This window comes from Enterobacter vonholyi (genome assembly GCF_008364555.1).
GTDB classification, from domain to species: domain Bacteria; phylum Pseudomonadota; class Gammaproteobacteria; order Enterobacterales; family Enterobacteriaceae; genus Enterobacter; species Enterobacter vonholyi.
The window spans coordinates 212751-234276 of record NZ_VTUC01000006.1 but is presented as its reverse complement, the minus strand read 5'-3'; the positions used below and the strand labels follow the sequence as shown (position 1 = coordinate 234276).

18 protein-coding genes are annotated in these 21526 nt (G+C 58.3%); 13 read left to right on the top strand and 5 right to left on the bottom strand.

What is annotated here, in order from left to right; translation table 11 throughout:
- Positions 1-66: 66 nt before the first annotated feature.
- The 6 genes from F0319_RS09855 (at position 67) to clcB (ending at position 5926) form a co-directional block, all read left to right on the top strand.
- On the top strand, positions 67-804 hold the full coding sequence (locus F0319_RS09855) for a YoaK family protein (RefSeq protein WP_111965735.1): 738 nt from the start codon (positions 67-69) through the stop codon (positions 802-804).
- Positions 805-1080: 276 nt separating this feature from the next.
- On the top strand, positions 1081-1791 hold the full coding sequence (gene osmY / locus F0319_RS09850) for an osmoprotectant ABC transporter permease OsmY (RefSeq protein ID WP_111965734.1): 711 nt from the start codon (positions 1081-1083) through the stop codon (positions 1789-1791).
- A gap of 18 nt (positions 1792-1809) precedes the next feature.
- The gene (osmX, locus tag F0319_RS09845; RefSeq protein ID WP_149366792.1) at positions 1810-2709 is read left to right on the top strand and encodes an osmoprotectant ABC transporter substrate-binding protein OsmX; all 900 of its coding nucleotides are present in this window, start codon (positions 1810-1812) and stop codon (positions 2707-2709) included.
- Between the two features lie 8 nt (positions 2710-2717).
- Positions 2718-3365 (top strand): osmoprotectant ABC transporter permease OsmW, encoded by a 648-nt coding sequence (gene osmW, locus F0319_RS09840; protein ID WP_021241193.1) that lies wholly within the window; start codon positions 2718-2720, stop codon positions 3363-3365.
- A complete protein-coding gene (gene osmV / locus F0319_RS09835) occupies positions 3365-4513 on the top strand; it encodes an osmoprotectant ABC transporter ATP-binding protein OsmV (protein ID WP_149366791.1) in 1149 nt (382 codons plus the stop codon). The genes osmW and osmV overlap by 1 nt, the downstream gene beginning before the upstream one ends.
- A gap of 102 nt (positions 4514-4615) precedes the next feature.
- Complete coding sequence (clcB, locus tag F0319_RS09830; RefSeq protein ID WP_149366790.1) at positions 4616-5926, top strand: voltage-gated ClC-type chloride channel ClcB; 1311 nt, start codon at positions 4616-4618, stop codon at positions 5924-5926.
- Here clcB and bioD read toward each other — a convergent pair.
- The 3 genes from bioD to F0319_RS09815 all read right to left on the bottom strand — a co-directional run bounded on the left by bioD (position 5861) and on the right by F0319_RS09815 (position 8934).
- Positions 5861-6556: a dethiobiotin synthase gene (gene bioD, locus F0319_RS09825; RefSeq protein ID WP_111965730.1), complete on the bottom strand. Its 696-nt coding sequence runs from the start codon at positions 6554-6556 to the stop codon at positions 5861-5863. The genes clcB and bioD overlap by 66 nt on opposite strands.
- A 130-nt stretch (positions 6557-6686) precedes the next feature.
- The gene (mlc, locus tag F0319_RS09820) at positions 6687-7907 is read right to left on the bottom strand and encodes a sugar metabolism global transcriptional regulator Mlc (protein ID WP_111965729.1); all 1221 of its coding nucleotides are present in this window, start codon (positions 7905-7907) and stop codon (positions 6687-6689) included.
- Positions 7908-8001: 94 nt separating this feature from the next.
- Positions 8002-8934, bottom strand: coding sequence for a LysR family transcriptional regulator (locus tag F0319_RS09815; RefSeq protein WP_126303215.1), 933 nt, complete (start codon positions 8932-8934; stop codon positions 8002-8004).
- 121 nt (positions 8935-9055) lie between these two features.
- Here F0319_RS09815 and F0319_RS09810 point away from each other — a divergent pair, with 121 nt between their 5' ends.
- A complete protein-coding gene (locus F0319_RS09810; RefSeq protein WP_111965727.1) occupies positions 9056-10309 on the top strand; it encodes an MFS transporter in 1254 nt (417 codons plus the stop codon).
- Positions 10310-10384: 75 nt separating this feature from the next.
- On the opposite strand, the gene F0319_RS09805 is transcribed toward F0319_RS09810, so the two are convergent.
- On the bottom strand, positions 10385-11776 hold the full coding sequence (locus F0319_RS09805; protein ID WP_045284883.1) for an APC family permease: 1392 nt from the start codon (positions 11774-11776) through the stop codon (positions 10385-10387).
- 356 nt (positions 11777-12132) lie between these two features.
- Positions 12133-13551, bottom strand: a complete 1419-nt coding sequence (locus F0319_RS09795) for a glutamine synthetase family protein (protein WP_032640513.1) — start codon at positions 13549-13551, stop codon at positions 12133-12135.
- A gap of 214 nt (positions 13552-13765) precedes the next feature.
- Here F0319_RS09795 and puuD point away from each other — a divergent pair, with 214 nt between their 5' ends.
- From puuD to F0319_RS09765, 6 genes are all read left to right on the top strand, one after another.
- Complete coding sequence (gene puuD / locus F0319_RS09790; RefSeq protein WP_045910614.1) at positions 13766-14530, top strand: gamma-glutamyl-gamma-aminobutyrate hydrolase; 765 nt, start codon at positions 13766-13768, stop codon at positions 14528-14530.
- Between the two features lie 25 nt (positions 14531-14555).
- Complete coding sequence (gene puuR, locus F0319_RS09785; protein ID WP_111965724.1) at positions 14556-15113, top strand: HTH-type transcriptional regulator PuuR; 558 nt, start codon at positions 14556-14558, stop codon at positions 15111-15113.
- Positions 15114-15270: 157 nt separating this feature from the next.
- Positions 15271-16764, top strand: coding sequence for an aldehyde dehydrogenase PuuC (gene puuC, locus F0319_RS09780; protein WP_149366788.1), 1494 nt, complete (start codon positions 15271-15273; stop codon positions 16762-16764).
- The gene (locus F0319_RS09775; protein ID WP_111965722.1) at positions 16761-18041 is read left to right on the top strand and encodes an NAD(P)/FAD-dependent oxidoreductase; all 1281 of its coding nucleotides are present in this window, start codon (positions 16761-16763) and stop codon (positions 18039-18041) included. The genes puuC and F0319_RS09775 overlap by 4 nt, the downstream gene beginning before the upstream one ends.
- 25 nt (positions 18042-18066) lie before the next feature.
- Entirely contained in the window at positions 18067-19338 is a 1272-nt protein-coding gene (puuE, locus tag F0319_RS09770) for a 4-aminobutyrate transaminase (protein WP_149366787.1), read from the top strand.
- Between the two features lie 151 nt (positions 19339-19489).
- Complete coding sequence (locus F0319_RS09765; RefSeq protein ID WP_149366786.1) at positions 19490-20977, top strand: carboxypeptidase M32; 1488 nt, start codon at positions 19490-19492, stop codon at positions 20975-20977.
- The last annotated feature ends 549 nt before the right edge of the window (positions 20978-21526 follow it).

Genomic DNA, 21526 nt, shown 5'->3' with positions numbered 1-21526 from the left:
CTGGACAGCCCGTTGAATCGCTTTGCTAGCCTGAATAGGCAGGCAAAGCTCAACCCGGAGGTATTCTTGCTGATAAGACTCAAGAAAGAACGAACGCATAAGGAGGATCGCCGGCTTGCTCTCTGGCTGGCGACCTCGGCAGGTTTGCTTAACGCCATCGCCCTTGGGGCATTTGGTTTTTTTCCCTCACACATGACCGGCAACACCTCACAGTTATCCAGCGAAGTTTCTTCTACCGATCTGAGCGATATTATTTTCTTCGGCTCGATTATTCTCTCATTTGTGGCTGGCGCCATTATTGCGCGCACAATTGTCATATGGGGTATTATCCATAACGTCAGGCTGGTTTTTTGCCAGATCCTTTTTGTCGAGGGGATATTACTGACCGGCGTTTCCTTCTACGAAATGTATTTCCATGCTCTCAACAACAACCGCGAAATTATTCTTTTTCTCTGCTTTCTGATGGGCATTCATAATTCCACCTCCACGCAGCTTTCCGGCGGACGAGTGAGATCGACGCACATTACCGGCACGCTAACGGACGCGGGGATTTCCCTGGCCTCCGTCATGGTCGCGATGCTGCGCAGGGATTACTCCAAAGATACGGCGGCGCAAAAAAGTCAGCTAAAAACCCACTTAACCACCCTGTTTTCGTTCATTACGGGCGGTATCGCGGGGCTGCTGCTGTTCAGATGGATTGGCTTCAACGCCATGCTGGCGCTGGGGTTGATGCTTGCGGTTGTCGCCGTGGTATCAATTATCACCGTCTCGTCGCGGGTTCGACGGGTGCGTGCCACTCTATGAAGATAATGACCTTTTTTCGGTGTAAGATCTCTTTAGATGTGACGTTGTCACATCTAAAGATTCGCTTTAGGACTATTCTGCCCGCCACACAATCAGGCCTTTCGCCGTAAGGCCTGGCTTAAGGTTGCCACTGTTTTCATAGGGTTACTGATTTTACCCCTTCGCTGGAACCCTTCCCAAACGCTTGCTATAGGTGAAATACCCCTGCCGAAACATGGCATAACAACAGGCAACCGGTGGTTGCTATAACGCATGCGCACAGGGAGACACACCGCAATGCACCCTTTACTCAAACGTTCGCTGCTGTTTGTCGGCGCCATTATCGTGGTCCTCGCCCTCCTCGTCTGGGGTATCGGACTGGAAACGATCAAGGCGCGTCAGGTTGACCTGGTCTACCTCGGGCAACAGCACATGATTCTGGTTTTCTCATCAATGTTCTTTGCCCTGATGGTGGGTATTCCGGCCGGTATTCTGCTGAGCCGCCCGGCCGCACGGGGTATCGCCGAATATGTGATGCAAATCTTCAACGTAGGCAACACGCTGCCGCCGCTGGCCGTGCTCGCACTGGCGATGGTGGTGATCGGCATTGGCGATACGCCCGCCATTATCGCCCTGTTCCTCGCCTCGCTGCTGCCGATCGTCCGCAATACCTATGCCGGGCTGTGCTCGGTCCCGCCGTCGCTGCTGGAAGCGGCAAACGGCATCGGGATGACCAAATGGCAGCGTCTGCGCCAGGTTGAGCTGCCTGCCGCCTGGCCGGTGATGCTCTCCGGCATTCGCATTGCGACCGCCATTAACGTTGGTACCGCGCCGCTGGCGTTCCTGATTGGCGCCAGCAGCTACGGCGAGCTAATTTTCCCCGGCATTTACCTGAACGATTTCCCGACCCTGATCCTCGGCGCGGCTGCCACCGCCCTGTTCGCCCTGATCCTCGATACCCTGCTGGCGGCGCTGGGTCGCGTGATGAGTCCCCATCTCCCCCGATAACAATAACAAGGAGCTTTTATGAGACTGATATCCGGCCTGGCGGCGCTGTGTGCCGCGGCGCTGTTCACCGGCCAGACCATCGCGGCCCCGCTGATTCTGGCGACCAAGAGCTTTACCGAGCAGCACATTCTCTCGGCGATGACCGTGCAGTACCTGCAGAAGAAAGGATTCCAGGTGCAGCCGCAAACCAATATCGCCACGGTGATCTCCCGCAACGCGATGATCAACAAGCAGATTGATATGACCTGGGAGTACACCGGCACGTCGCTCATCATCTTTAATCACATCAACAAGCGCATGTCGCCGCAGGAGTCCTGGGAGACGGTGAAACGCCTGGACGCGAAGCACGGTCTGGTCTGGCTCAAGCCCGCCGACATGAATAACACCTACGCTTTCGCCATGCAGCGCAAGCGCGCCGAGGCGGAACATATCAATACCATGTCGGAGATGGTGGCGAAGATTGAGCAGATCCGTAAAACCAACCCGGACAAAAACTGGCTGCTGGGCTTAGACCTGGAGTTTGCCGGGCGTAGCGACGGCATGAAGCCGCTTCAGGCCGCCTATAAGATGGACCTGGACCGCCCGCAGATCCGTCAGATGGACCCCGGCCTGGTCTATAACGCGGTGCGCGACGGCTTCGTCGACGCCGGGCTGATTTACACCACCGACGGGCGCGTGAAAGGCTTCGACCTCAAGGTGCTAGAAGACGATAAAGGCTTCTTCCCGAGCTATGCGGTGACGCCGGTGGTACGTAAAGACACGCTGGAGGCCAACCCCGGCCTGGAAGAGGCGCTCAACACCCTCTCGGCCCAGCTCAACAACGACGTTATCACCGAGCTAAACAAAAAGGTGGATATCGACCATCAGTCACCGCAGCAGGTCGCCCGCGATTTCCTGCGTAGCAAACAGCTGCTGTAGGAGGCACTATGGAGACGATTCACTACATTCTGGACAACTGGGATTACCTCTTAACCCTGACGCTGCAGCACCTGTGGCTGGTGGCGCTGGCCGTGGGCTTAGCCATTCTCATCGGCGTACCGCTGGGCATTCTGATTGTCCGCCACAGGTGGCTGGCAACGCCGGTGCTGGGGATTGCCACCATCGTGCTGACCATTCCGTCCATTGCGCTGTTTGGCCTGATGATCCCGCTGTTTTCGCTGATCGGTCAGGGAATTGGCGCCCTGCCCGCGATCACGGCGGTATTTCTCTACTCGCTGCTGCCGATTGTGCGTAACACCCATACGGCGCTCGACAGCCTGCCGCCCGGCCTGCGTGAAGCCGGACGCGGTATCGGCATGACCTTCTGGCAGCGCCTGCGCTGGGTCGAAATCCCGATGGCGCTGCCGGTGATTTTCGGCGGGATCCGCACCGCCGTGGTGATGAACATCGGCGTGATGGCGATTGCCGCGGTGATCGGCGCGGGCGGTTTGGGCCTGCTGCTGCTCAACGGCATCGGCGGAAGTGATATCCGCATGTTGATTGCGGGCGCGCTGATGATTTGTCTTTTAGCTATTGTGCTCGACTGGCTGCTGCACCGTCTGCAGGTGGTTCTGACTCCGAAGGGGATTCGATAATGATAAAACTGGAAAACCTCACCAAACAATTTTCACAGAAGCACGGCCAGACCTTTAAGGCCGTCGACAACGTCAACCTGAACGTGCCTGAAGGGGAAATGTGTGTGCTGCTGGGCCCGTCCGGCTGCGGGAAGACCACCACACTGAAGATGATTAACCGCCTCATTACCCCAAGCAGCGGGACGATCCTGATCAACGGCGAAGACACCAGCGGGATGGACACCGTCACCCTGCGCCGCAACATAGGCTACGTGATCCAGCAGATTGGCCTGTTCCCGAACATGACCATCGAAGAGAACATTACCGTCGTGCCGCGCATGCTGGGCTGGGATAAAGCGCGCTGTAAAACCCGCGCCGAAGAGCTAATGGATATGGTGGCGCTGGATCCGCATAAGTTCCTGAATCGCTATCCGCGCGAGATGTCCGGCGGCCAGCAGCAGCGCATCGGCGTGATTCGCGCCCTGGCGGCGGATCCTCCGGTACTGCTGATGGATGAACCTTTCGGCGCGGTGGACCCGATCAACCGCGAGGTGATCCAGAACCAGTTCCTGGAGATGCAGCGCAAGCTGAAAAAAACCGTCATGCTGGTGAGCCACGATATCGACGAAGCCCTGAAGCTCGGCGATCGTATCGCGGTATTCCGTCAGGGGAAAATCGTGCAGTGCGCCAGCCCGGACGAACTGCTGGCGAAACCAGCAAACGAGTTTGTCGGCTCGTTTGTCGGTCAGGACCGTACCCTGAAGCGTCTGCTGCTGGTCTCGGCGGGCGACGTCACCGACCAGCAGCCGACCATTACGGTGCGGGGCTCTACTCCGCTTCCCGAAGCCTTTGCGACCATGGATGATAATGATATTCGCGCGATTACCGTAGTCGACGAGCACGGCAAGCCGCTGGGCTTTGTGAAGCGTCGCGAAGCGCGTAACGCCAGCGGGACCTGCGCCGACATCCTGCATCCGTTCCGCATGACCGGCAAGGCGGAAGACAACCTGCGCGTGGTGCTGTCACGCCTGTATGAGAGCAACACCAGCTGGATGCCGATCGTAGATGAGGACGGGCGCTACAACGGCGAGATTTCTCAGGACTATATTGCCGAGTATCTGAGTTCAGGTCGTACGCGCCGGGCGCTGAATATTCACACCGACAGCTAACCTTTCTGGCCGGGCATCGCCCGGCTTTTCCGCACGCATACCTTTTGCCACCCCCGCGATTTCCCGCCACAATATTGTATCTTTCCCGTTTACTCGCGACCCATGCAACGTCTTCATACGTACCCAGACATCCGCGCGATGTTTCGTCGACTGCTGATTGCTACCGTCACCGGCGTGCTGGCCGCGCTGGCTGTTGCGGTGTTCCGCCACAGCATGTATCTGCTGGAGTGGCTGCTTCTCAGCAACGACAGCGGCAGCCTGGTGAATGCCGCCGCGTCGCTCTCACCCTGGCGGCGCGCGCTGACGCCCGCGCTGGGAGGGCTGGCTGCCGGGCTGCTGCTCTGGGGATGGCAGCGCCTGACCGCTCAGCGGCCACATGCCCCTACCGATTACATGGAAGCGCTGGAGACGGGCGACGGTCAGTTTGACTACGGCGCCAGCCTGGTTAAATCCCTTGCCTCTCTGCTTGTCGTTGCCAGCGGAAGCGCAATCGGGCGTGAAGGGGCGATGATCCTGCTTGCTGCCCTCGCCGCCTCCTTTTTTGCCCGGCGCTTTACGCCCAAATCCGAATGGAAGTTATGGATCGCCTGCGGCGCAGCGGCCGGGATGGCCAGCGCCTACCATGCTCCATTAGCCGGAAGCCTGTTTATTGCGGAGATTCTGTTTGGCACCCTGATGCTGGCCTCGCTCGGCCCCGTCATTATCGCGGCGGTGGTGGCGCTGCTCACCACGCAGCTCCTGGCGCCGGGTACCGGCACGCTCTACGCGGTCCATTTGAGCGGCACACTCACCGCAGCCGATTATGCCCTGCTGGTCGCCATGGGGCTGCTGGCAGGGCTTTGCGGACCGCTGCTGATGTGGTTGATGGCATTCAGCCACGGTCTTTTCCTGCACTTAAAACTCTCGCCTCCGTGGCAATTAGCGCTGGGCGGTGCGATCGTTGGGCTGCTGTCTCTTCTGACGCCGAAGGTGTGGGGGAATGGCTACAGCGTGGTTCAGGCTTTTCTGCTCGCGCCGCCGCTGCTGTCGGTGATTGCCGGAGTGTTCATCTGTAAGTTGCTGGCTGTACTGGCGAGCAGCGGATCGGGTGCGCCGGGCGGGGTGTTCACGCCCACGCTGTTTGTCGGCATGGCAACAGGCATGCTATTCGCGCAGTTTTTCGCGCTGTGGCTGCCGGGTTCTGAAACGGCTATTTTGCTGGGGCTGGCAGGGATGGCAACGCTACTCGCCGCGACCACGCATGCGCCCATTATGTCGGCGCTGATGGTCTGTGAAATGACCGGACAGTATTTTTTACTGCCCGGTTTGCTGGTCGCCTGCGTGGTGGGGTCCGTATTGTCGCGGACGTTACGCCACGACTCGATCTACGGTCAGCACGCCACCGAGGGCAGAGAGATCGATGTACTGTGCTAGCTCGCGCTGCTCGGCGCGTGGCAAATAAGGCAGCTCGCCGACTAATGGGCCAGGCAGTTTGGTGCTCAGCACGTCAATAATCTCGGCGTAGTGCGCCAGGCCCGGGTTGATGCGGTTTGCCACCCAGCCAATCAGCGGCAGGCCGTCATTGGCAATCGCCTGCGCCGTCAGCAGCGCGTGGTTGATGCACCCTTCCTGGATCCCTACCACCATTACCACCGGAAGCTGCTCCTGCACAACCCATTCAGACAGCGGGCGCAAATCATTCATCAGGCTGCGCCAGCCGCCCGTCCCTTCAACCACTACGTGGTCAACCTTCTCGCTCAGGTTCGCCAGTCCGTCGGACAACAGGGGATAATTAATCAGGCCGCTGTGCGCTACGCTGCTCTCCTCTTCGCTTAACGCAATGGGATTGACCGCGTGATAAGGCAGTTCCAATGACGAGACGCTTTGCAGCACCAGGGCGTCTTTATTACGCAATCCTTCTGGCGTCTCTTTACTGCCTTTTGCGACCGGTTTGTACCCTGCCACGCGTTTACCGCTTGCTGCCAGCGCCTGCAGCAATGCGCGGGATACGACGGTCTTGCCGACAGAGGTATCTGTACCAGTAACAAAGAAACGCTTAAGCATGACTCACTCCACCTCTTGGGTATGCTTCGAAAATATAAACCAGGTAAATAATTCAGTGGAGGAAGTCTACGGGATGCATGCGCTACCCGGCTTGAGATAGCGCAATTTTTCTTACATCAGCGGAAAAGAGTTAACCCTGTAGCAGGCGGATCAACAGCGAGCCGTTATACATGGCATCTTTGACCAGCGCCGCGCCTGCCATCGTGCCCTGGTTGGAAAACTGGGTGCTTTCTACCGCAATATTTTTGCTGTAGGCGGGAAGCGACTGCTGATGGATACAGGCCGAGATCGCCGGGAAGAGGATTTCCGCCGCCTGGCTCAGCGGTGAGCCAATGAGGATTTTTTGCGGGTTGAAGAGGTTCACCATAATGGCCAGAATGCGGCCAACGTTATTCCCTACTCCAGTAATAATGTCCTTCGCCAGCAGATCGCCCTGGCGCGCGGCGGCGCATAGAGAATCCACCGTTAAGGGTTGTCCGTGCAGCGAGGAGCTCATGGACTGGCTGAGCCGGACCTGCGCCAGTTCCAGCACGCTTTCCACGCTGGCAATGGTCTCGAGACAGCCGTGGTTCCCGCAGTAGCAGCGCTTGCCGTACGGGTCGACCTGGGTGTGGCCGATTTCCACCAGGCTGCTGCTTCCGGCGTGGAGAAGCCGTCCGTCGGTAATCACCCCCGCGCCGACGTTATGGTCGATAACCACCTGAATCACATCCCGCGCGCCCCGGGACGCGCCGAACAGCGCTTCCGCCATCGTCCAGGCGCTGATGTCATGCTGAATATAGACCGGCACGCCGGTATGGTTTTTCAGCACCTCTCCCAGCGGCATCTCTTTCACATCGTCGTAGAACGGCATGCGGTGAACAATACCATTTTCGGTATCAATAATACCCGGCATGGTGATGGCGATCGCCGTTAAGCGTTCAAGGCGCTGCTGATGGCGGATAAAGAAGCGATCGATGTGCGAGACTATCGCCTCAAGGAGCGACTCCTCGGCGTTGAGCGGCAGTTCAAGACGGTCTTCCACCACCAGCTTGCTGCTCAGGTCGCGCAGCGCAAGGAAGATTTCCCCCCGGCTGATGCGCAGCGACAGATAGTGCCAGGCCTCCGTCTCCACCACCAGCCCAACGGCCGGACGGCCACGGCTGCCCGGTTCCTGAATTTCCGTCTCCTGAACCAGGTGTGCTTCCAGCATCTCGCGGACTATCTTGGTGATACTGGCAGGTGCCAGCTGTGCCAGGCGCGAAAGATCGATACGCGAAACCGGACCAAGCTGATCAATCAGGCGATACACCGCGCCAGCGTTGGTCTGCTTAATCTGATCAATATGCCCTGGCTGACTATCCGCGACCACCTCGTACTCCCTTATTTTCGAGCTTCGAAATAAACTGTTGGCTATGGTGAAGCACTTGTATGGCTGCCGTCAAATATTTACTTAGCCATGTGATTTACCGCACATTTTTGCCCACTTTTGCCTGAAAATGCTGCCCGGCAGAGGCGTTCATCAACTGCTGTTTGAAGCGCTGCGCGGCGTGGCTCTGTTCTCGATGTTTTGACCAGACCAGCCACATCTCTGAAACGGCATCCTCTTCGGCAATGGTTACCCAGCGCATTTCGCGCAGTTGTACCCGTTTAAAGGAGGCTGGAAGAATAGAGACGCCCAGCCCGGCGGCGACCAGGCCGATAATCGTCATCGCTTCCCCGACTTCCTGGGTGATGACCGGGGCAAGATCGTAGCGGCGCATCAGCCCCAGAATATCGTCATACAGACCCGTTCCAACCTGCGGGTCAAAAAAGACAAACGGCTCTTTTGCCAGCTCTGCCAGCGAAACCGCCGGACGCGACGCCAGCGGGTGATCGTGCGGGATCATGGCCATCAGCGGCTCACGCAGGATCACCTCCCACTCCAGCGAGTCCGGCAGCTGGGTATTACGCATCAGCCCCAGATCCAGCGAGCCTTCATTCAGCGGCGCGATCTGCTCGCGGGTGTTGATCTCGCGCGTTTGAATGTGAACATCCGGGAAATGGCGGCGGAATGACGACAGGGTTTCCGAGACGGCGCTGATAAACGGCGCGGACGAGGTAAACCCGATGCGCAACTCTCCGGCTTCCCCGAGATAGAGCCGTTCTGCCCGAGCGGCGGCGTCATCGACCATGCTCAGAATTTGTCGGCTGTCGTTCAGAAACTGCTTACCCGCCGCCGTCAGGCTCACGCTGCGGTTGGTGCGGGCCAGAAGGCGCGCCCCGACCTGCTGCTCCAGGATCTGTATCTGCTGGCTTAACGGTGGCTGAGAGATATTTAGCCGTGCCGCCGCGCGGCCAAAATGCAGCTCTTCGGCAACGGCGACAAAGTAGCGGAGATGACGCAGCTCGATATTCATATTTCTAAAGTATCATTTGAGATTATTAATATATTAGACAGAATATTTACATTTTCCTACCCTAAACAGGTGGTCATACCCGTCACCAGAAATCACGGGGATGTTTAAGCAAGGAAACTGTGTGAGTCGTACAACTACTATTGATATCGATCCGGCCAGAGATATCAATGATTTACCCGCAGCATCGCAGCCGGTTCAGTTCATTAAACGTGGTACTCCCCAATTTATGCGCGTCACGCTGGCGCTCTTTTCCGCCGGTCTGGCAACCTTCGCCCTGCTCTATTGCGTACAGCCGATCCTGCCCGTTCTCTCCCATGAGTTTGGCGTATCGCCTGCCAGCAGCAGCGTTTCACTCTCTATTTCTACCGGCATGCTGGCGATTGGCCTGCTCTTTACCGGGCCGCTGTCCGACGCCATTGGCCGTAAACCGGTGATGGTAACCGCGCTGATGCTGGCCTCGGTCTGTACGTTACTCTCGACCATGATGACCAGCTGGCACGGTATTCTGGTGATGCGCGCGCTGATTGGGCTCTCGCTTAGCGGCGTGGCGGCGGTCGGGATGACCTATCTCAGCGAGGAGATCCACCCGAGCTTTGTTGCCTTCTCTATGGGGCTTTACATCAGCGGGAACTCGATTGGCGGAATGAGCGGACGTCTGCTGAGCGGGGTATTCACGGACTTCTTTAACTGGCGTATTGCGCTGGCAGTCATCGGGTGTTTTGCGCTGGCATCTGCCCTGATGTTCTGGAAAATTCTGCCGGAATCGCGTCATTTCCGCCCGACATCGCTGCGTCCGAAAACGCTGTTTATCAATTTCCGTCTGCACTGGCGCGACAAGGGGCTGCCGCGCCTGTTCCTGACCGGCTTCCTGCTGATGGGCTCGTTCGTCACGCTGTTTAACTATATTGGCTACCGCCTGATGCTCTCGCCGTGGCATCTGAGCCAGGCGGTGGTCGGCCTGCTTTCCGTGGCGTACCTTACCGGCACCTGGAGCTCGCCGAAGGCCGGGGCGATGACCGCACGCTATGGCCGCGGCCCGGTCATGCTGTTCTTCACGGCGATGATGCTGGTCGGCCTGTTGCTGACGCTCTTCTCCTCCCTGTGGCTGATTTTTGCCGGCATGCTGCTCTTCTCCGCGGGGTTCTTCGCCGCGCATTCGGTCGCCAGCAGCTGGATTGGACCGCGCGCCCGTCGCGCCAAAGGTCAGGCATCGTCGCTGTATCTGTTTAGCTATTACCTGGGGTCCAGCATCGCCGGGACGCTCGGCGGTGTCTTCTGGCATAACTACGGCTGGAACGGCGTGGGCGGGTTTATCGCGCTGATGCTGTGCGCCGCGCTGCTGGTTGGCGCAAGTCTTCATAAACGTCTGAGATAATACGCCTGCGGGCTGATGTCCGTTAAGGCGCGCCATCCACAAAAACGGCACCAGCGTACTGGTGCCGTTTCACGTTCAGGAATCCCAGGCCTGCTCTATCTTACCGGCTTCAAACTGCGGAGGCGGTTTTCGGAAACGGCGCGTGAGCCACGTCAGGTAAAGGATCCCCAGTGCCGCCCAGATGAGGCCAAGCGTCAGGGACGTCGCTTCGAGGTTTATCCACAGCACGCCGACCGTGACGGCACCGATGAGCGGCAGCAGGAGATAGTGGAAACGATCTTTCCACGTTTTGTTCAGCCCCTTACGCCGCCAGAAATGGTTGTACACCGAGAGATTAACAAACGTAAACGCCACCAGCGCGCCAAAATTGATCAGCGCCGTCGCGGTCACGAGATCGAAGTACAGGGCCGACAGCGCCACTATCCCAACCATAATGACGTTCAGGGCCGGCGTACGCCATTTCGGATGCACGTAGCCAAACACCCGCTCCGGAAACACGTTGTCACGCCCCATCACATACAGTAAGCGCGAGACGCTGGCGTGCGAGGCCAGGCCTGAAGCGAGCGTATTCACAAACGTGGTACACAGAAACACCGACTGGAAGAGCTTGCCGCCCACGTACAGCGCTATTTCCGGCAGCGCGGCGTCCGGGTTCTTGAAGCGCGCGATCGTCGGGAAAAAGAGCTGCATGAAAAACGAGGCAACAATGAATATCAGCCCGCCATACAGAGCGGTGAGGAAAATCGCTTTGGGGATCACCCGCGCCGCGTTTGGCGTCTCTTCCGACAGCGTGGTGACCGCGTCAAAGCCAAGGAAAGAGAAGCAGACGATAGTCGCGCCGGTAATAATCGGGATCAGGTGTGCGTTCTCGCTGATAAACGGCTGGAGCGACCAGACGGTGCCGACGCCCTCCCCCTTGTGCAGACCGTGCACCACGAGTATGACAAACACCACCATGATGGCGATCTGCACCAGCACAAACAGGGTGTTAAAGTTGGCGACCAGATTCACACTCTTGAGGTTCGCCAGCGTCAGGATCGTTACAAACCCCACCACCCAAACCCACGGCGGGACTTCAGGGAACAACGCGGAAAGGTAGATCTTCGCCAGCAGCACGTTGATCATCGGCAGGAAGAGATAATCCAGCAGCGATGACCAGCCGACCATAAAGCCTAAGTGGGGTCCGATCGATTTCTGCGTGTAGGTATACGCAGAGCCTGCTTCCGGGAACTGTCGTACCAGTTTACCGTAGCTGATGGCGGTAAACATGACGCCAGCCAGCGCCAGGAGATACGAGGCGGGCACGTGGCCGTTGCTGATACCGGACACAATGCCGAAGGTATCAAACACGGTCATGGGGGTGAGATAAGCCAGCCCCATCATGACCACCTGCCAGAGCTTGAGGGAACTGCGCAGCCGGGTTCTTCCGGCCATGCCCGGCGAGTCAAGAGAGGTGTTAGTCGCCATAAACCGTCCCCCCCATGCTTACCGTGGTTTGCAATCGCGCTGTCCTTAACGCAAACCTGCTTAGCAAAGGGGGAAGTTGTAAAGAACACACGCGATCGTACCAGCGCACCGTCTCTGACTCGCACTCACAGCAGGCGCCTGACTGGCCCCCTTCGCCCTGCGGATAGTTGAACATCTGCATCATTTCCTACCTCGTCACACAGTGTCGTTAAGAAAATCCCTGTGCCGCCTGCGCTCCATAACGCGACTCCCGGGAGATAGCTGGCGTGCCAGCAAACAGTTAGGCCAGGCTCCGCGCAGGCCGTTTGGTATTACGTATGAGATGAAACAAAGCGGCCCCTTACCGGGGCACGTCATCAGGCGTTTTTCAGCATCCACTCAATTTCCGTTTCGGTAATCAGGCGTTCAAACTGCAGTAATTCATCGTTTTTGCAGGCGTGATAGACGTGGCAGAAGCGTTCGCCCAGCCGCTCGCGCAGGCTATCGTTTTGCATAAATTCCCACAGCGCATCGCTCTGGCGGATCGGGAACGGCAGTCCGTCCTGCTCCAGACCATTGCCTTCCACTTCTTCCTGCAGCGGTAAATCGTTATCCAGGCCATGTAAAATGCCGGCAAAAATCGCCGCCATCACCAGATACGGATTCGCGTCAGCGCCCGCTACCCGGTACTCGACCCGATGGTTATGGCGATCGCCGCAGGGGATACGCAGGGCAACAGTGCGATTATTGTGTCCCCATGACGCCTGCGTCGGCACATACATTCCCGGCTGGAAACGGCGGTAGGAGTTGACGTTCGGTGCCAGCAGCGCCATGGACGCAGGCATCAGGTCGATCATCCCGGCCAGCGCGCGTTTCAGCAGCGCGGAATCCTCGCCGCTGGCGTCTGCGAGCACGTTTTCGCCTCGGTTGTTTTGCATGCTGATATGGATGTGCATCCCGCTGCCCGCATGTTCTTCATACGGCTTTGCCATAAACGTGGCGTGCATCTTATGTTTTTCTGCCATCTGCCTGACGAGACGTTTTAGCGCCAGCGCATCATCGCAGGCATCGAGCACGTTTTCCGTATGGTGCAGGTTAATCTCAAACTGGCCCGGAGAGGCCTCAGCCACTGCCCCGTCGGCGGGGATCAGCTGCAGCTGCGCCAGTTCGTCAATGTCGTTCAGTACGTCAGCAAAGTGGTTCAGATTATCAACCGAGTAGACCTGACTCTGCGTGTTGCGCACGTCGGTGCCCGGCGCGCAGGGTGGCTGCAGATAGCCGTCGGCATCGCGTTTACGGTCAAGTAAATAGAACTCCAGCTCTACCGCTACCACGGGGAACAGGCCGCGCTGGCGCAGCTGCTGCCAGAGTCGGTTGAGTACGTTCCGCGGCTCAACGTCAAAGGGAGCGCCATCTTCATCGACCATGGTGAGCTGCACCTGACCAATGTATTCCGGGTCGGCGGCGGACGGCGTCAGGGTGCCCGGTACCGGCACGCAGATACAGTCCGGCTCGCCGAGCTCCTGTCCCAGGCCCGCCTCTTCCACGACGTTACCCAAAATGTCCATGGCGAAAACCGATGCCGGGAAATAGCAGCCTTTTTCAAGCTTGCTCAGTCCGGCAACCGGGATGCGCTTGCCGCGAAAACAGCCGTTCAGGTCGGTCAGGAGGACATCAATAAACTGGGTGTCAGGATACTTTTCTAAATAGCGCTTCACTTCCTGCGTAAAGGCGCTGCCCCGCCTCTCTTCCGTGTGCTGCACAAAGTTCTCAACTTCTACGATATTGGTTTCCATGATTTACCACCGTTTTTGGGATTTGCGTTCGCTGCTCTGGACTGTCAAATATAATGTCCACCCTATCGAATCTGTATGCAAATAAATTGTTTGTCAAATGTTAAATTAAGTTTGCAAAAGGCAGATCCCGTTGCTAGATTGAGAAAATATTGAACGAAAAGGCCGTTTTGCAGGCGAAAATGGCCTAAATTTAGTCCACTTTGTGAGGGCGATCATGGAAAATATAATGAACAAGCCAGTTATTGGCGTGGTGATGTGTAGAAACAGGCTTAAGGGTCATGAGACCCAGACCCTGCAAGAAAAGTACCTGAATGCCATTATTAACGCGGGGGGTTTACCGATTGCCTTACCGCATGCGCTGGCAGAGCCAGAGCTGCTCACCGCTCTGCTGCCCACCCTGGACGGGATTTACCTGCCGGGCAGCCCAAGTAACGTGCAGCCGCACCTTTATGGTGAAAACGGCGATGAGCCTAACGCCGATCCCGGGCGAGATCTTCTGAGTATGGCGCTGATTGCCGCCGCGCTCGAAAGGCGCATCCCCATTTTCGCCATCTGCCGGGGGCTGCAGGAACTGGTTGTTGCGACGGGGGGGACGCTGTATCGCCGCCTGTTCGAGCAGAACGACCTGCTCGAGCACCGGGAAGATCCTGAACTGCCGGTTGAGCTACAATACGCTCCGTCTCATGAAGTTCAGGTTCAGGAGGGAGGACTGCTGTCTCAATTAATACCAGGCTGTAACACATTTTGGGTAAACTCGTTACACGGGCAAGGTGCACGGACGTTAGGACCACGGCTTCGCGTGGAGGCCCGCTCGACGGATGGGCTGGTCGAGGCGGTCAGCGTTCATGACCACCCTTTTGCCCTCGGCGTGCAATGGCACCCCGAATGGAACAGCAGCGAGTACGCCCTGTCCCGTATGTTGTTTGAAGGTTTTATCACCGCCTGTCAAAGCCACATTGCCGAGAAGCAGCGGCTTTGACCACTACCGTAAAGGAAATGCAACTATGAGCGATGACGGACTGGCGCCAGGGAAACGTCTGTCTGAGATCCGCCAGCAGCTGGGTCTCTCGCAGCGGCGTGCCGCCGAACTGTCTGGGTTAACACACAGTGCCATCAGCACCATTGAGCAGGACAAAGTCAGTCCTGCTATCAGTACGCTGCAAAAGCTGCTGAAAGTTTATGGGCTGTCGCTCTCGGAATTCTTTTCGGAACCGGAAAAACCTGATGAACCGCAGGTGGTTATTAATCAGGAAGACCTTATCGAAATAGGCAGTCAGGGGGTTTCGATGAAGCTGGTTCATAACGGAAATCCGAACCGTACGCTGGCGATGATTTTTGAAACTTACCAGCCTGGAACCACGACCGGAGAGAGGATCAAACACCAGGGTGAGGAGATCGGTACGATACTGGAAGGTGAAATATTGTTGACCATTAATGGCCAGCAATATCACCTGGTTGCTGGGCAAAGCTATGCCATCAATACCGGCATACCGCACAGCTTCAGCAACACCTCGGCAGGCGTCTGCCGCATTATCAGTGCCCACACCCCCACCACGTTCTAATTACCACTCAGTTCCGGCGTAAGCGCGCTTACGCCGGAATACATAAAAACGATCGATGTCGGCATTTAACGGGTTAATTCCCGGGATGCCCCACGGCTTCGTATTGCCTGAAACGGCCATGCCTTTATTTATCTGATTGCGAAAGAAAGGAGTGAATATGCATTTTCAGCACCTGACTTACTGGCAGGATAAAGCAAAAAACAGCGCCATTGAGACCCGGTTATTTATTAACGGTGCCTATTGTGACGCCGCCGATAACACCACGTTTGCAACCGTCAATCCCGCGACCCAGCAGACGCTGGCGAACGTCGCCCGGGGCAAGCAGGCGGACGTGGACCGCGCGGTTCAGGCCGCGCGTGAGGTATTTGAGCGCGGTGACTGGTCGCAGGCGTCTCCGGCGCAGCGCAAAGCCGTGCTAAATAAGCTCGCCGATTTAATGGAACGCCACGGCGAAGAGCTGGCATTACTGGAAACGCTGGACACAGGTAAACCCATCCGCCACAGCCTGCGCGACGATATTCCCGGCGCGGCGCGCGCCATTCGCTGGTACGCCGAAGCGGCGGATAAAGTCTACGGCGAAGTGGCGCCTACGGGTCCGGGCGAGCTGGCGATGATCGTGCGCGAACCCATCGGGGTTGTCGCGGCCATCGTCCCCTGGAACTTCCCGCTGCTGCTGGCCTGCTGGAAGCTGGGCCCGGCGCTGATCGCGGGCAACAGCGTGATACTGAAACCGTCGGAGAAATCGCCCCTCACCGCCCTGCGGCTGGCCGGACTGGCGAAAGAGGCGGGCCTGCCTGACGGCGTGCTGAACGTGATAAGCGGTTACGGCCACGAAGCGGGCCAGGCGCTGGCATTGCATCCGGAGGTTGAGGTGCTGACGTTTACCGGCTCTACCCGTACCGGCAAGCAGCTGTTGAAGGACGCAGGCGAAAGTAACATGAAGCGCGTCTGGCTGGAGGCAGGCGGCAAGAGCGCCAACATTATCTTTGCCGACTGTCCGGACCTGGACAAGGCCGTGAGCGCGACCGCCGCCGGGATTTTTTATAACCAGGGGCAAGTCTGTATCGCCGGCACCCGTCTGCTGCTCGAAGAGAGCATCGCCGATGAGTTCCTGGCCAGGCTAAAAGCGCAGGCTCGTCACTGGCAGCCGGGCGATCCGCTCGACCCGGACAGCACGATGGGCATGCTCATCGACGCTGCGCACGCCGATACCGTCCACACGTTCATTCGCGAGGGAACCCGGAAAGGCACGCTGCTGCTGGACGGGCGAGAACAATCATGGCCTTCCGCAGTCGGTCCAACCATTTTTGTCGACATCGACCCCGCCTCCCCGCTGTGCCGGGAAGAAATTTTCGGACCAGTGCTGGTCGTCACCCGTTTTAAATCCGAAGAGGAAGCCTTAACGCTGGCCAACGACAGTGAATACGGGCTTGGCGCAGCGGTATGGACCCGCGATCTTTCCCGCGCGCACCGCATGAGCCGCCGCCTGAAGGCCGGCTCGGTCTTCGTCAATAACTATAACGATGGTGATATGACCGTTCCCTTTGGCGGCTATAAGCAGAGCGGCAACGGTCGCGATAAGTCCCTGCACGCGCTGGAAAAATTTACCGAACTGAAAACCATCTGGATTGCCCTGGAGCCTCAATCATGACCGAACATACCACCAGCTACTACGCGGCCAGCGCGAACGCTTACGAACCCTTCCCGACGCTTAACGAGTCGATCAGCTGTGACGTGTGCGTGGTGGGCGGCGGCTATACCGGCCTCTCCTCCGCGCTGCATCTCGCCGAAATGGGCTATGACGTGGTGCTCCTTGAAGGGGCGCGCATCGGCTTCGGCGCCAGCGGACGCAACGGCGGCCAGCTGGTTAACTCCTACAGCCGCGATATCGACGTGATCGAGAAAAACTACGGCCCCGATGCCGCCAGAATGCTCGGGAGCATGATGTTTGAAGGCGGGGAAATCATCCGGGAACGCATCCAGCGCTATCAGATCCAGTGCGACTATCGTCCCGGCGGGCTGTTTGTGGCGCTTAACCATAAGCAGCTGGAGACGCTGGAGGAGCAAAAAGCCAACTGGGAACGCTACGGCAACACGCAGTTGGAGTTGCTGGACGCCAGCGCCATTCGCCGGGAAGTCGACAGCGAACGCTATACCGGCGCGCTGCTGGACCGCAGCGGTGGGCATATTCATCCGCTGAACCTGGCGATCGGCGAAGCGGACGCCATTCGCCTGAACGGCGGGCGGGTATATGAGCAGTCCCCGGTGACCTCCATTCAGCACACCAGCCCGGCCGTGGTGAGCACGCAGCATGGCCAGGTGACGGCCCGCTACGTGATCGTCGCCGGGAATGCCTATCTCGGCGATAAGATCGAACCGGAACTGGCAAAACGCAGCATGCCCTGCGGCACCCAGGTTGTAACCACCGCCCCGCTGGCGGAAGAGGTCGCCCGCACGCTGATCCCCAATAACTACTGCGTGGAAGATTGTAACTACCTGCTGGATTACTACCGTCTCACCGCCGACAACCGCCTGCTGTACGGCGGTGGCGTAGTGTATGGCGCGCGCGATCCGGACGATGTCGAGCGCCTGGTGATGCCAAAGCTGCTGAAAACCTTCCCTCAGCTGGCAGGCGTCAAAATCGACTACCGCTGGACGGGCAACTTCCTGCTGACCCTGTCCCGTATGCCGCAGTTTGGTCGTCTGGATAAAAACATCTATTACATGCAGGGCTACAGCGGCCACGGCGTGACCTGCACCCACCTGGCCGGACGGCTGATCTCGGAACTGTTGCGCGGCGACGCCGAGCGCTTTGATGCGTTTGCTAACCTCCCGCACTACCCCTTCCCGGGCGGCCGCAGCCTGCGGATTCCATTTACGGCGATGGGCGCGGCGTACTACAGCCTGCGCGATCGTCTTGGCGTATGATCGTTTCGACAAAAGGGTATCTGACATGAGTAACCAGGAATTTCATCAGCGCAGACTTTCTGCCACCCCGCGCGGCGTAGGCGTAATGTGTAATTTCTTTGCCCGCTCGGCGGAGAATGCCACGCTTACCGACGTGGAAGGCAACGACTATATTGATTTCGCCGCCGGGATCGCGGTACTGAACACCGGCCATCGCCATCCTGAACTGGTGGCCGCAGTGGAAAAACAGCTTCACCAGTTCACCCACACGGCCTACCAGATTGTGCCGTATGAAAGCTACGTTTCATTAGCTGAAAAACTTAACGAGCTGGCCCCGGTGCAGAGCCCGGCCAAAACGGCGTTCTTCACAACGGGCGCGGAAGCGGTGGAAAACGCCGTTAAAATCGCCCGGGCCCACACCGGCAGACCGGGCGTGATTGCCTTCGGGGGAGGCTTTCACGGCCGCACCTATATGACCATGGCGTTAACCGGCAAGGTCGCGCCTTACAAGCTGGGATTTGGCCCCTTCCCGGGGTCGGTTTATCACGTGCCGTATCCCTCCGAGCTGCACGGCATCACGACGCAGGATGCCATCACGGCGATAGAGCGCCTGTTCAAAGCGGATATTGAGGCGAAACAGGTAGCGGCGATTATTTTTGAACCCATCCAGGGTGAAGGCGGATTCAACGTCGCCCCACCAGAGCTGGTATCCGCCATCCGCCGCATCTGTGATGAGCACGGGATCGTGATGATTGCCGACGAAGTGCAGAGCGGCTTCGCCCGAACGGGTAAGCTGTTTGCCATGGAACACTACGCGGACAAACCCGACCTGATGACGATGGCTAAAAGCCTGGCAGGCGGAATGCCGCTGTCCGGCGTGGTGGGCCGCGCCGAAATCATGGACGCGCCGGCTCCCGGCGGCCTGGGGGGAACCTATGCCGGCAACCCGCTTGCGGTGGCCGCCGCGCACGCGGTGCTGAATATTATCGACAACGAGTCACTGTGCGCGCGCGCCCGTCAGCTGGGCGATCGGCTGAAAGCAACGCTGGAGGAGATTCAGGGCACCTTCCCTGCGCTCGTGGCGATAAGGGGAAGAGGATCGATGATCGCGGCGGAGTTTTTTGATCCCGAGAGCCGTGAACCTTCGGCCGCCATTGCGCAGGCGATCCAGCAAAAGGCGCTCGCCCAGGGCCTGCTGCTGTTGATCTGCGGCCAGTACGGCAACGTGATCCGCTTCCTTTATCCGCTGACCATTCCGGATGCTCAGTTCAACCAGGCGCTGGCAATCCTGCAACAGGTTATGCGCGATAAGTCCTGAGTGCCCACCGAAAACCGTCTCCCGGAATGCCGGGGACGGTTTTCTACGGAGGAGATCGGCACAGATTTCCTCCGTGTGGGAAATGTTGGGGAATTTGCTCGGTTTCATTGTATGCTCCCTGAAACACATCCCCGGCATGAGGAAATAAGAATTGCAAAAAACATCAGCCTATCAGTCACTTGTGAAAACCTTCCAGCGTCTCTCCCGCTTCTCGCACCTCTCCTCCATCGCCAGCTGGGACATGTTCACCATGATGCCGCCCGGCGGCAGCGCCGCGCGCGGCGAGGCGCTGGCAGAGATGAGCGTCCTGCAGCACCAGCTCCTGACCGATAAAAAAGTCGGCGACCTGTTAGCGGCGGCGGTAGGAGAAGATCTGAATGACGTCGAACAGGCCAACCTGCGCGAAATGACGCGCCACTACCAGCAGGCGACCCTGCTGCCGGAATCGCTGGTGGAAGCCAAATCCCTGGCGGGCAGCAGGTGTGAACACGCCTGGCGTACTCAGCGCCCCGCCAACGACTGGCAGGGCTTTTCCGCCAACCTGAAAGAGGTGGTTAAACTCAGCCGCGAAGAGGCTCGCCTGCGGGCTGAAGCAAAAGGCTGTACGCCTTATGACGCGCTGCTGGACATTTTTGAACCCGACATGACCAGCGCGCGTCTGGACGTTCTGTTCGGCGACATGAAGTCCTGGCTACCGGACCTGCTGGCAAGCGTGGTGGAAAAACAGGCTCAGCGGTCGTTTATTCCCCCGCAGGGCCCCTTCCCGACGGCAACACAGCGTGAGCTGGGCCTGGAGGCCATGAAGATGCTCGGCTTCGATTTTAACGGCGGTCGCCTCGACGTGAGTGCGCACCCCTTCTGCGGCGGCGTACCGGAAGACGTGCGCATCACCACGCGCTACGACGAGGATGAACTGCTCAGCGCGCTGTTTGGCGTGATCCACGAAACCGGACATGCGCGCTACGAACAAAACCTACCGCGCGCGTGGGCAGGACAGCCGATTGCGCTGGCCCGCTCAACCGCGATCCATGAATCGCAGAGCCTGTTCTTTGAGATGCAGCTGGGACGGAGTGAAGCCTTCCTCAAACATCTTCTCCCTGCGGTGCACGCCCGTTTTGGCAGCCAGGCGGCGTTCAGCGAAGAGAACTTTATTGCCTGGAACCAGCGCGTGAAGCCGGGCTATATCCGCGTCGATGCGGACGAAGTGAGCTACCCGGCACACGTGGTGCTGCGCTATGAGATTGAGCGGGCGCTGATCAACGGCGAGATTGAGGTAGACGATATTCCCGCCCTGTGGGACGAGAAAATGCAGGCCTGGCTCGGGTTGTCCACCAAAGACAACTACCGCAACGGCTGCATGCAGGATATCCACTGGACCGACGGCGGTTTTGGTTACTTCCCGTCGTACACGCTGGGGGCTATGTATGCCGCACAGCTGTTCCACGCCGCGAAAACTGCGCTTCCGGGTCTGCAGGCCTCCATCGCTGAAGGCGACTTTTCCGCACTCTTTGAGTGGCTGCGTCAGAACATCTGGCAGCACGGTAGCCGCTTCAGCACGTCGCAATTAATCACCCAGGCGACGGGTGAAGATCTGAATATCCGTTACTTCCGCGAGCATCTGACCTCCCGCTATTTGTAATCTGTTTGGCCGGGGGTGAGGGACCTCAGGTAAAAGAGCCGTATGTTCCCCCTCACCCCAGCCCTCTCCCTCATGGGCTGAGGAATCCCCAGTAATTTTTTACCTGAAGCGATGAACGTTGCTTCGTCAAAATTAATGACTTACAGCGACAACCTGGTCCGGCTGTAAATCGCCGAAGCGTTTCCGTAAGGCCGGGGCGAGGCGCAGGGATGCGCCGAGAGGGCGTGGCCTGCAGGGATGCAGGCTCATGCCCGACCCGATAGCCTGAAGGAATAAGCTGAGGGCACCGCGAAGCGGCGATTTACCGCCGGGAGCCCGGGTCGCCAGGGTGGTGGCGATTGAGCCACCCTGGCACGTTCACCGGTCATGGCGTTACAGAGTAGCAAGGAACATGAAGTGAACGGAATGACCACTACAGCCGTATGTTCCCCCTCACCCCAGCCCGTACCCCCTCATGGGAGAGGGAGCTGTCTGTGCAGGACCCCGGCAATGTACATATGGTTACACGCCGATACCAATCACTCACGGAAACCCCGAATTTACAGGGAT